7 protein-coding genes and 1 pseudogene are annotated in these 10,992 nt (G+C 65.7%); 7 read left to right on the top strand and 1 reads right to left on the bottom strand.

Annotation, left to right across the window (positions count from 1 at the left end):
* From QMZ05_RS06505 to QMZ05_RS06490, 4 genes and pseudogenes are all read left to right on the top strand, one after another.
* Positions 1 to 253 (top strand): annotated as a pseudogene (locus QMZ05_RS06505) (peptide ABC transporter); the annotation flags it as partial.
* 3 nt (positions 254 to 256) lie between these two features.
* Positions 257 to 1,213, top strand: coding sequence for an ABC transporter permease (locus QMZ05_RS06500; protein ID WP_353700040.1), 957 nt, complete (start codon positions 257 to 259; stop codon positions 1,211 to 1,213).
* Positions 1,210 to 2,094 carry an ABC transporter permease gene (locus QMZ05_RS06495; protein WP_353700039.1) on the top strand — a complete coding sequence of 295 codons (885 nt, stop codon included), beginning with the start codon at positions 1,210 to 1,212 and terminating at the stop codon, positions 2,092 to 2,094. The genes QMZ05_RS06500 and QMZ05_RS06495 overlap by 4 nt, the downstream gene beginning before the upstream one ends.
* Before the next feature lie 73 nt (positions 2,095 to 2,167).
* On the top strand, positions 2,168 to 5,470 hold the full coding sequence (locus QMZ05_RS06490) for a carboxyl transferase domain-containing protein (RefSeq protein WP_353700038.1): 3,303 nt from the start codon (positions 2,168 to 2,170) through the stop codon (positions 5,468 to 5,470).
* 197 nt (positions 5,471 to 5,667) lie between these two features.
* Here the strand turns inward: QMZ05_RS06490 and QMZ05_RS06485 are convergent, their stop codons facing one another.
* Positions 5,668 to 7,302, bottom strand: coding sequence for an NAD(P)/FAD-dependent oxidoreductase (locus QMZ05_RS06485; RefSeq protein WP_353700037.1), 1,635 nt, complete (start codon positions 7,300 to 7,302; stop codon positions 5,668 to 5,670).
* Positions 7,303 to 7,536: 234 nt separating this feature from the next.
* Between QMZ05_RS06485 and QMZ05_RS06480 the strand changes: the two genes are divergently transcribed.
* From QMZ05_RS06480 to QMZ05_RS06470, 3 genes are all read left to right on the top strand, one after another.
* Positions 7,537 to 8,760, top strand: a complete 1,224-nt coding sequence (locus QMZ05_RS06480; protein WP_353700036.1) for a cytochrome P450 — start codon at positions 7,537 to 7,539, stop codon at positions 8,758 to 8,760.
* A 124-nt stretch (positions 8,761 to 8,884) separates the two neighbouring features.
* Positions 8,885 to 10,486, top strand: coding sequence for a GMC family oxidoreductase (locus QMZ05_RS06475; protein ID WP_353700035.1), 1,602 nt, complete (start codon positions 8,885 to 8,887; stop codon positions 10,484 to 10,486).
* A gap of 8 nt (positions 10,487 to 10,494) precedes the next feature.
* A complete protein-coding gene (locus QMZ05_RS06470; RefSeq protein WP_353700034.1) occupies positions 10,495 to 10,950 on the top strand; it encodes a hypothetical protein in 456 nt (151 codons plus the stop codon).
* Positions 10,951 to 10,992 lie beyond the last annotated feature (42 nt).

Genomic DNA, 10,992 nt, shown 5'->3' with positions numbered 1-10,992 from the left:
CGCCTATTACAATGGCGGCCGCGCGCCGGTCCCGCCGGAGCTCGAGGTCGCGATCAAGGACTCGCGCGCCTCTGAAGATATCGAGGTCAGGCGCAAGGCGTTCGCAACCGTGCAGCGGCTGGTGATGGAGAATGCCTTCGTGGTGCCGCTGGCGTTCCAATTCGAGCTGGTCGCCATGAACAAGAAGGTGCAGGGCTATCGGCCCAATCTGCTCGGCAAGCCGAAATACGACGACGTCTGGCTCGAGGGTTAGGCAATGGCGCGACGGTCACCGGTCAAGGTCATCGGCAGCCGCCTTGTGCAGGCGCTGCCCGTGATCCTGCTTGCGACCTTCATGGTGTTCGCACTGCTCAAGCTGGTGCCCGGCGACATCGCGGTCACGCTCGCCGGCGACAACGCGACCGATGCGCGGATCACCGAGATCAGGCAGATCTACGGCCTCGACCGGCCGTTCCTGGTGCAGTATGGCGCCTGGCTCGGCCATGTCGTGCAGGGCGATCTCTCGCAATCGCTCTTGACCGGCGAGAAGGTCGCGGACTCGATCGGCCGTGCCTTCCCGAACACGCTGCTGATCGTCGTGATCGCGCTGGTGCTGGCGCTCATCACGGGCATTCCGATGGGCGTGATGGCCGCGGTCAAGCCGAACGGCTGGGTCGATAAGCTGATCAGCATGATCGCCTCGCTCGGCGTTGCGGTGCCCGGCTTCTGGCTGGCGATGATCCTGGTGGCGGAGTTCTCGCTGAAGCTGAACTGGCTGCCGGCGACCGGCGCGAAATCCTTCAGCGTCTCGCCGATTGACGCGGTCCGGCACGCGCTGCTGCCTGCCATCGCGATCGCGGCCTATGGCATGGCCGAGGTGGCGCGCCAGCTGCGCGGCGCGCTGCTGGAGGTGCTGTCGTCGCAATATGTCCGCACGCTGCACGCCAAGGGCCTCTCCATGTCCCGGATCCTGTGGCAGCACGGCCTGAAGAATGTCAGCGTCAATCTGCTCACAATCATCAGCCTGCTGGTGAACCGCATGCTGGCGGCGACCGTGGTGATCGAGGCGGTGTTTGCCATTCCCGGCCTCGGTAGCCTGATCGTGCGCGGCGCGATCCAGCGCGATTTCCCGATCGTGCAGGGCGTCGTCTTCACCATGGTGGTGGTTGTGATCGCGGTGAATCTGATCACCGATCTGCTGTGTGCCGCGGTCGATCCGAGGATCGAGCAATGACCGACACGGCGCTCGCGTCCCTGAAAGCGCCGGCCCGGCCGACCCGGCTGCGTCGTTTGCTACGCTGGCTCGCCGGGGACCTGCGTGCCGCGCTGTCGATCCTGGTGCTATTGGTGCTGGTCATCGTCGCGATCGGCGCGCCCTGGATCGCGCCCTATGCGCCGACCGCACAGGACGTCAACAACATGCTGGCGCCGCCGGGGCCCTCGCACCTGCTCGGCACCGACGATCTCGGCCGCGATGTCTTCTCCCGGCTGATCTATGGCGCGCCGGCGACTGTTTACGCCAGCCTGCTCGCGGTCGGTGTCGCGGTCCTGATCGGGCTGCCGGTCGGCCTGATCGCCGGCTATTTCGGTGGCTGGATCGACGACGTCATCAGCCGCATCATCGACACCTTCCTGTCGTTCCCCGCCATCGTGCTGGCGATCGCGGTCACCGGCGCGCTCGGCATCGGGCTCACCAACGGCATGATCGCGATCGGCATCACGATGTTTCCGGCGCTGGCGCGCATCGTCCGCGCCCGCACGCTGATCGTGCGGCAGGAGCTCTATGTCGACGCGTCCAGGGGTTTTGGTGCGCCGACCTTGCACATCCTCTGGCGCCACGTGCTGCCGAACACGCTGCAGCCGGTCATTGTGCAGGTGACGCTGCTGCTTGCGGCGGCGCTTTTGGCCGAAGCCAGCCTGTCGTTCCTCGGCCTCGGCATCCAGCCGCCGGACCCGAGCTGGGGCGCCATGCTGGCGCGCGCCTATCAATATATGGAAATTGCCCCGGAGCAGATGTATGCGCCGGGCCTTGCCATTCTCGTCGTCTCCCTGGCGTTCAACGCCCTCGGAGAATCCTTGCGTGTCGTGCTCGATCCGACCATGAAGGATCGTTAGAAGTTACCTCGCCCCGCTTGCGGGGCGAGGTGAAGAAAAACATCACTCGCCCGAGAGTCTCACGGAACCGTCCATGTCGTTCAAGAAATTGCTGATTGCCAACCGCGGTGAGATCGCGATCCGGATTGCCCGTGCCGCCGCCGAGAGCGGCCTTGCCACGGTCGCGATCTATCCGGCCGATGATGCAGCCTCGCTGCATGTCCGCTCCGCCGATGAGGCGCGCGAGATCCCCGGCCACGGCGCGCGGGCCTACCTCGACATCGAGGCGGTGATTGCGGCGGCGAAGGCCGCGGGCTGCGATGGGCTGCATCCGGGCTACGGCTTCCTCAGCGAGAACACCCAGCTGGCGCGGCGCTGTGCCGAGGAGAAGATCGTCTTCGTCGGTCCGTCCCCGGAAGCGCTGGATCTGTTCGGCGACAAGGCCAAGGCGAAGGCGCTGGCGAAAAAGTGCGGCGTGCCGATCATTGCCGGTACTTCGGGCGCGACGTCGCTTGAGGAGACAAAAGCCTTCTTCGCCTCGCTCGGCGCCAATGCCGCCGTGATGATCAAGGCGATCGCCGGCGGCGGTGGCCGCGGCATGCGCGTGGTCGAGGACGCCGCGAAGCTCGACGAGGCCTATGCGCGCTGCCAGTCCGAGGCCAAGGCGGCGTTCGGCAGCGATGCTGTTTATGTCGAGAGGCTGATTCGCAAGGCGCGCCATATCGAGGTGCAGATCATCGGCGACCGCCACGGCGCGATCAGCCATCTCTGGGAACGCGAATGCACCATCCAGCGCCGCAACCAGAAGCTCATCGAGGTGGCGCCGAGCCCGTCATTGAGCGAGAGCCTGCGCGCGCGCATCATCGAGGCGGCCAAACAACTCGCGACCGCCGCGCGCTACGACAATCTCGGCACCTTCGAATTCCTGGTCGACGACGAGGCCGGAGATGGCGAGGGCGCTTTCGCCTTCATCGAGGCCAATCCGCGGCTCCAGGTCGAGCATACCGTCACCGAGGCGGTGCTGGGTGTCGACCTCGTGCGCTCGCAGCTCGCCGTCGCCGCCGGCGCCACGCTGGCCTCGCTCGGGCTGGCGCAAGCCTCTGTGCCGCCGCCGCGCGGCTATGCGATGCAGCTCCGCGTCAACATGGAGGTGATGGACGAGAAGGGGGTGACGAAGCCGACCGGTGGCACGCTCAGCGTGTTCGACCTGCCGTCCGGCCCCGGCGTCCGCGTCGATACGTTCGGCTATTCCGGCTACCGGACCAGTGCAGCGTTCGACTCGCTGCTGGCAAAAGTTATCGTGCATTCGCCGAGCCCGAAATGGACCGACGTGGTACACAAGGCATCGCGCACCCTGCGCGAATTCCGGATCGGCGGCGTCGCCACTAACATCCCGCTGCTCGGCGCGATCCTGGCGCATCAGAGCTTTGGCCGGAACAAGATCAGCACCAATTTCATCGATACCCATGTGGCGGCGCTGGTCGGCGCCGCGAATGAGCATGCTGCGCCGCTGCTCGAGGTGAGCGAGGCGGCCACGACCAAGGCCGTCACCGCCGAAGCCGCTCCCGAAGGCTCGCTCCCGGTCCCGGCGCCGTTGCAGGGCACGATCGTGGCGATCGAGGTCGCGGAGGGCGATCTGGTCCGTCCCGGCCAGCAGATCGCGGTGCTGGAATCGATGAAGATGGAGCATCTCGTCACAGCGCCGCATGGCGGCCGGGTGACGAAGATCGCGGGCGGCATCGGCGTCACCCTGATGCATGGCGAGCCGATCCTGTTCCTCGAACCTGCCGAGGTCGACGGCCATGCCGCGGAAGAAGCGGCCGCGATCGACCTCGATCATATCCGCCCCGACCTCGCCGAGCTGATCGCGCGCAAGGCGATCACGCTGGACGAGAACCGTCCCGCCTCGGTGGAGCGGCGCCGCAAGACCAACCAGCGCACCGCGCGCGAGAATATCGCGCAGCTGGTCGATGAGGGCTCGTTCGTCGAATACGGCTCGCTCGCGATCGCCGCGCAACGCCGTCGCCGCAAGGTCGAGGACCTGATCAAGAACACGCCGGCCGACGGCCTGATCGCGGGCGTCGCCACCGTCAATGCCCTGGATTTCGGCGCCGACGGCGCACGCTGCATGGTGATCTCCTACGACTACACCGTGCTCGCCGGCACGCAAGGCCATATGAACCACAAGAAGATCGACCGCATGCTCGGCCTTGCCGAGCAGTGGCGCATGCCGCTGGTGTTCTATGCCGAGGGCGGCGGCGGACGTCCCGGCGATACCGACCGGCTCGGCATGACCGGCCTCGACGGGCCGTCCTTCGTGCAGTTCGCAAAACTCTCCGGGCTCGTGCCCGTGGTCGGCGTGGTCTCGGGGTATTGCTTCGCCGGCAATGCCGCGATGCTCGGCGTCTGCGACGTCATCATCGCAACCAAAAATGCCTCGATCGGCATGGGCGGCCCCGCGATGATCGAGGGCGGCGGGCTCGGTATCTACCATCCGGCCGAGGTCGGCCCGGTCTCATTCCAGTCGCCGAACGGCGTGATCGACATCCTGGTCGAGGACGAGGAAGAGGCGACGACGGTGGCGCAGAAATACCTGTCCTATTTCCAGGGCGCGGTGCAGGACTGGAAGGCGCCGGACCAGCGGCTGCTGCGCCGCGCGATCCCGGAAAATCGCCTGCGGGTCTACGACATCCGCAACGTGATCGACCTGATCGCCGACGAAGGCTCGGTGCTGGAGATCCGCAGGGATTTCGGCGTCGGCATGATCACGGCCTTCATCCGTATCGAAGGCAAGCCGTTCGGCCTGATCGCCAACAATCCGAAGCATCTCGGCGGCGCGATCGATGCGCCCGCCGGTGACAAGGCCGCGCGCTTCATGCAGCTGTGCGATGCGTTCGACATCCCGATCGTCTCGCTGTGCGACACGCCGGGATTCATGGTCGGCCCCGAGGCCGAGAAGACCGCAATCGTTCGCCACGTCGCGCGGATGTTCGTCACCGGCGCCAGCATCACGGTGCCGCTGTTCGGCATCGTGCTGCGCAAGGGCTACGGTCTCGGCGCGCAGTCGATGATCGGCGGCGGCTTCCACGCCTCGTTCTTCACGGTGGCATGGCCGACCGGCGAATTCGGCGGCATGGGCCTCGAGGGCTATGTCCGCCTCGGCTTCCGCAAGGAGATGGAAGCGATCGCCGATCCGGTCGAGCGCGAGAAGTATTTCCAGACCAAGGTCGCCGAGCTTTACGCCAACGGCAAGGCAGTCTCGATCGCCTCGGTGCTGGAGATCGACGAGGTGATCGACCCCGCCGACACCAGGCACTGGATCATGGCCGGCCTCCGCTCGGCGCCGAAGGTAGAGCCGCGAACGACGCGGAAGCGTCCGTGTATTGATGCGTGGTGAGTCTGTGTAGGCGTATACTCGCGTAACAAACTCGGTGTCGTCCCGGCGAAGGCCGGGACCCATAACCACCAATGGTGCTTGTTGCGCGATGCCGGAACGACGAGTCCCATCAACAACATCTGCTGCGGCGTATGGGTCCCGGCTTTCGCCGGGACGACGGCGGAGCGTGGGCGAGCGCCTCGCGTCACTGAGACAGTTCAGCCGAGCTTCAACTCCGCATACCCCTGCGCCGCCACCGCATCGCACCGCGCGCGATAGGCCGGCGCGCTGCCGCTGTAGCGGGCGACGATGCGCCTTTGCTTGCCTTCGACGTTGCCGTTGATGCCGGTCATCCAGGAATCGACCTCGTTGGAGAGCAGGCCGACGCCGAGCACCTTGACGTGATCGGTCCAGCCGGCGGTGCCTTCGGGCGTGGCGTCGAGGAAGGTCAGGCCTTTATCCTTGGAGAAGCGGAGCAGGCCGGTGACCCAGTCAACGCTGTATTCGATGCTGCGCGGGATGTTGCCGAGCGCGGTGTGCGGGCCCATCAGCATCATCATGTTGGGGAAGCCGTCGACCATCAGCCCGAGATAGGTTTCCGGCCCGTGCGTCCACTTCTCCTTCAGCCGCGCGCCACCGGCACCGCGGATATCGATCTTGTCAAAACTGCCGGTGATGGCATCGAAGCCGGTGGCGTAGATGATGATGTCGAAGCCGTAGTCCTTGTCGGTGGTGCGGATGCCCTCGGGCGTGATCCGCTCGATCGGCGTTTCCTTGATATCGACCAGCTCGACATTGTCGCGGTTATAGACCTCGTAATAGAAGGTTTCGAGCGGGAGCCGCCGCGTGCCAAAACCGTGGTTCTTCGGAATCAGCTTCTCGGCCACCGCCTGGTTCTTCACGCGCGCGCGGATCTTGCGCGCGACGAAATCGCTGATCGTGGCATTGGCCGCGCGATCAATCAGGATATCCTTGAAATTGCCCTGCCAGATGCCGAAGCCGCGTTCGCCGTAGAGCTTCTCGTAGAACGCCTCACGCACCTCGTCGCTGACCTCGAACGCGCCGCGCGGATCTGGCGTATGCACGAAGCAGGCGAAGGTCTCCTTGCAGCGCGCGAAGATCTCGCCATAGCCGGCCTTGATCTTGCCTTGCGTCTCCGCGTCGATCTTGCCGTTGCGCAGCGGGGCGGCCCAGTTGGCGGTGCGCTGGAACACGGTGAGGTGGCCGACCTCGCCGGCAATGGTCTGGATGGTCTGGATGCCCGTGGCGCCGGTACCGATCACGGCGACGCGCTTGCCGGTGAAATCCACCTTCTCCTTCGGCCAGCGCGCGGTGTGAAACGATTGCCCCTTGAAATCGTCGCGGCCCTCGACGCGCGGCAGGGTCGGCGTCGACAAGGGACCAATCGCGGTGATCAGGAAGCGGCAGCTATGCTGCGCGCCGCTTTCCAGCGTGATCCGCCAGCTCCGCGTCTCGTCCTGGTAGATCGCTGACGTGACGCGGCTCTCGAACTGGATGTCGCGGCGCAGCTCGAACTTGTCGGCGACGTAGTTGCAGTAGCGCAGGGTTTCGGGCTGGCCGGCAAAATGCTCCGACCATTCCCATTCCTCGAGCAGCTCCTTCGAAAACGAGTAGCCGTAGGAATAGCTTTCGGAATCGAAGCGCGCGCCGGGATAGCGGTTCCAGTACCAGGTGCCGCCCACACCGGTGCCGGCCTCGAACACGCGCGCCGAAAGGCCGAGTTCGCGCAGCCGGTAGAGCTGGTACATGCCGGAGAGGCCGGCGCCGATGATGATGACGTCGTAGTCCAGCGCAGCCGTCTCGGGGCTGTTGTCCTGGCGCGATGCGGCCACCTGTCGTCGCTCCCTGTGGGTTGATTGCCGGCAAGGCTAACCGGTCTCGCCACGGTCGACAAACATCGAAGTGCGGGGCAGCCATCGCGATTTGCCGGGGGCTGCCTGCCTGCGCGCATTCCGCGCGGCGGACTGTCCGCCCCGCGGCTTTACTCGGCCGCGGGATACCCGCTATCGTCGGGGCGACAAGGCGATCGCCCGGCAAGCGGCGACGGAACCAGCGGGAGTGAGGCGATGGGAGAGGCGCTGCGCAGGCCGACGTCGACCGATGTCAGCAACCCCCGGCTCTATCAGGACGACACCTGGCGGCCGCTGTTCGCACAGCTCCGCCGCGACGATCCCGTGCATTATTGCGAGGCATCGCCCTACGGCCCGTATTGGTCGGTGACGCGCTACGACGACATCTTCGCCGTCGAGCTCGATCACCAGAACTATTCCTCGGCTTCCGAGCTCGGCGGTATCCAGGTCGCTGACCAGCCGAAGGGGCAGGAGCGGCCGAGCTTCATCCGCATGGACCCGCCCGGCCACACCGCGCAGCGCCGCACGGTGGCGCCGATCGTGGCGCCGTCGAACCTTGCCAATTTCGATGCCTTGATCCGTAAGCGCACCGCCACCGTGCTCGACGCGCTGCCGCGCAACGAGACCTTCGATTGGGCCGAGCGGGTCTCGGTCGACCTCACCAACATGATGCTGGCGACGCTGTTCGATTTTCCCTCTGAAGACCGCGCCAAGCTGACCTGGTGGTCGGACGTCGCGATCGCCAACGTCGAGTCATCAGACGCGGTGGTGCATTCGGAGGCCGAACGCACCGCCGAGCTGATCAAGATGGGAGAATATTTCCGCAAACTCTGGGACGCGCGGGTCGATGCGCCTCCGACCTTCGACCTGATCTCGATGCTGGCGCATTCGCCGGCGACGCGGAATCTGGATGCGCGCGAGTTCATCGGCACGATCGGGCTCTTGATCGTCGGCGGCAACGACACCACGCGCAACTCGATGTCGGCCGGGCTGATGGCGCTGTGTGAGAACCCAGAGCAGTTCGAGCTGGTCCGCGGAAGGCCGGAGCTGATCCCGAACCTGGTGTCCGAGACCATCCGTTACCACACGCCGGTGCTGCACATGCGCCGCACCGCGCGCAACGATGTCGAGCTCGCCGGCCGGCAGATCAAAAAGGGCGATAAGGTCGTGATGTGGTACATCTCCGGCAACCGCGACGAGGACAAGATCGAGCACGCCGACGAATTCATCATCGACCGCGCCAAGCCGCGCCAGCATCTCGCCTTCGGCGCCGGCGTCCACCGCTGCGTCGGCGACCGCCTCGCCGAGCAGCAACTCCGCATCCTCTGGGAGGAGGTTCTGGCGCGTGATCTGCGTTTTGAGCTGATGGGCCCGCCGCAAAGGCTCTATTCCAATTTCATCCGCGGTATACGAAGCTTGCCGGTGAGAATCGTGAATTGAGCCGCATCACCAGCCGTCATTGCGAGCGAAGCGAAGCAATCCATCGTGCGTCATGCGCGGAAGCGTGGATTGCTTCGTCGCTCCGCTCCTCGCAATGACGAAGGAGAGCTAGCAGGAAACAAGAATGAAGAACGATCCCGTTGACGTCCTGATCATCGGCGCCGGCGCCTCCGGCGCGGCGGTGGCCTGGAGCCTCGCCGATACCAAGATGCATATCCTCTGCCTCGACCAGGGCGGCTGGATGAATCCTGCCGAATATCCGAGCACCGGGCGCGACTGGGAGGCGAAGTTCTACGGCGAGTGGGCGACCAGCCCCAACGTTCGCCGCCGGCCCGAAGATTACCCGATCAATGACGACAATTCGCCGATCAAGGTCGTCAACTTCAACGCTGTCGGCGGCTCGACCGTGATGTACACCGCGCACTGGCCGCGGCTGCATCCGTCCGATTTCAAGGTGAAGACGCTCGACGGCGTCGCCGACGACTGGCCGGTCGATTACGACGCGCTGACGCCGTTCTTCGAGGAGAACGATCGCATGATGGGCGTCTCGGGCCTGTCGGGCGACCCGCTGTCGCCGCTGTCGCATCCGCCGATGCCGCCGCAGCCGCTCGGGCTATCCGGCCCGCTGCTCGGCAAGGCCCTGAACAAGCTCGGCTGGCACTGGTGGCCGTCGGACACGACAGTGGCGACGATGGATTACGAGGGCAGGGCGCGCTGCATCAATCTCGGCCACTGCACGCCGGCCTGCGCGCAGGGCGCCAAGGCCTCGACCGACATCACCTATTGGCCGCACGCCATCCGCGCCGGGGTCGAGCTGAAAACCCATTGCCGGGTGCGCGAGATCCTGACCAACGAGCACGGCATGGCTTCCGGCGTCGTCTATTACGACAAGGATGGCGTCGAGCAATTCCAGCCGGCCGAGGTCGTGATCATCGCCTGCAACGGCGTCGGCACGCCGCGGCTGCTGCTCAATTCGGTGTCGGCAAAATTCCCCAACGGCCTCGCCAATTCGTCCGGCCTGGTCGGCAAGAATTTGATGTTCCACCCCTATGCGCAGATCTACGGTTTCGTGAAGGAGCCGACCGATAGCAACCGCGCGCCGCCGACCTGCCTGTGGAGCAAGGAGTTCTACGACACCGATCTGTCGCGCGGTTTCGTTCGCGGTTACGGCATCCAGTTCGGCCGCGGCGCCGGGCCGGTGTTCGAGGCGGTCGCGAGCGAGCAGAAGGGCATTCTACCCTGGGGCAAAGATCATCACCGCGTGTTCCGCAGGCTCAACGGGCATCGCCTTGCGGTCTCCGCGATCTGCGAGGACCTGCCCGAGGAGCACAACCGCGTCACGCTCGATCCCGTGCTGAAGGACAGCCACGGCATTCCCGCACCGAAGATCGACTACACGATCTCAGCCAACAGCCGGAAGATGATGGACCATGCGCTGGCGCGCGGCCGCGAGGTCCTCGATGCGGCGGGCGCCACCGACATCTGCATCAACGATCCGATTCCCTGGGGCGGCTGGCACCTGCTGGGTACCGCGCGGATGGGCACCGATCCAGCGCGCTCCGTGGTCAACGAATGGGGCCGCTCGCACGACGTGAAGAACCTGTTCATCGTCGACGGCAGCATCTTCGTCACCTCGGGCGGCGTGAATCCGACCTCCACCATCCAGGCCCTTGCGCTCTACATCGCCGACCAGATGAAGCAGCGCCTCGCCAATCTGTTCGATTGAGACCGTCCATGTCCGATGCAAAACAACTGACCGCAGCCCAGCGCGCCGATCTCCGCACCGTCGCCGCGATGATCGTTCCCGAAAGCGACGAGTACAAGGTGCCTGGCGCGGACGATGCCGCGATCCAGGCCGACATGCTGGCAACGCTCGGCCGCGACACCGCGCTGGTCGCGCAGGCGCTGGATCATCTGGCAAGGCTTGCGGGCAAGCCGCTCGCCGAGCTCGACGAAGCCAAGCGCGACGCGGTGGCGCAGGAGTTTCGTAAGCTTGGCGGCGCTGCCGCGGCGACGCTCGTCCGCGTGGTGCTGCAATGCTACTACCGCGACGACCGCGTGCTGCGCTCGCTCGGGCTCGAGCTGCGCGCGCCGTTCCCGAAGGGCCATGTGCTGCCGGACGGCGACTGGTCGCTGCTCGATCCGGTCAAAGCGCGCGGCGGCACGCTGCGGCGGGCGCCCCAGGGCTGATGAGATTGGGCTGACCTCCACCGACAGCGGTGCTTCACCTCT

The organism is Bradyrhizobium sp. INPA03-11B, assembly GCF_040446015.1.
Taxonomy (GTDB): Bacteria; Pseudomonadota; Alphaproteobacteria; order Rhizobiales; family Xanthobacteraceae; genus Bradyrhizobium; species Bradyrhizobium macuxiense_A.
Note: the sequence above shows the minus strand (reverse complement) of the source record. Positions and strands in the feature narration are given on the sequence as shown.

Bases quoted from the DNA above. Each gene is read 5' to 3' on its own strand.
- QMZ05_RS06500 (WP_353700040.1), top strand. From the start codon at position 257: ATGGCGCGACGGTCACCGGTCAAGGTCATCGGCAGCCGCCTTGTGCAG.
- QMZ05_RS06495 (WP_353700039.1), top strand. From the start codon at position 1,210: ATGACCGACACGGCGCTCGCGTCCCTGAAAGCGCCGGCCCGGCCGACC.
- QMZ05_RS06490 (WP_353700038.1), top strand. From the start codon at position 2,168: ATGTCGTTCAAGAAATTGCTGATTGCCAACCGCGGTGAGATCGCGATC.
- QMZ05_RS06480 (WP_353700036.1), top strand. From the start codon at position 7,537: ATGGGAGAGGCGCTGCGCAGGCCGACGTCGACCGATGTCAGCAACCCC.
- QMZ05_RS06475 (WP_353700035.1), top strand. From the start codon at position 8,885: ATGAAGAACGATCCCGTTGACGTCCTGATCATCGGCGCCGGCGCCTCC.
- QMZ05_RS06470 (WP_353700034.1), top strand. From the start codon at position 10,495: ATGTCCGATGCAAAACAACTGACCGCAGCCCAGCGCGCCGATCTCCGC.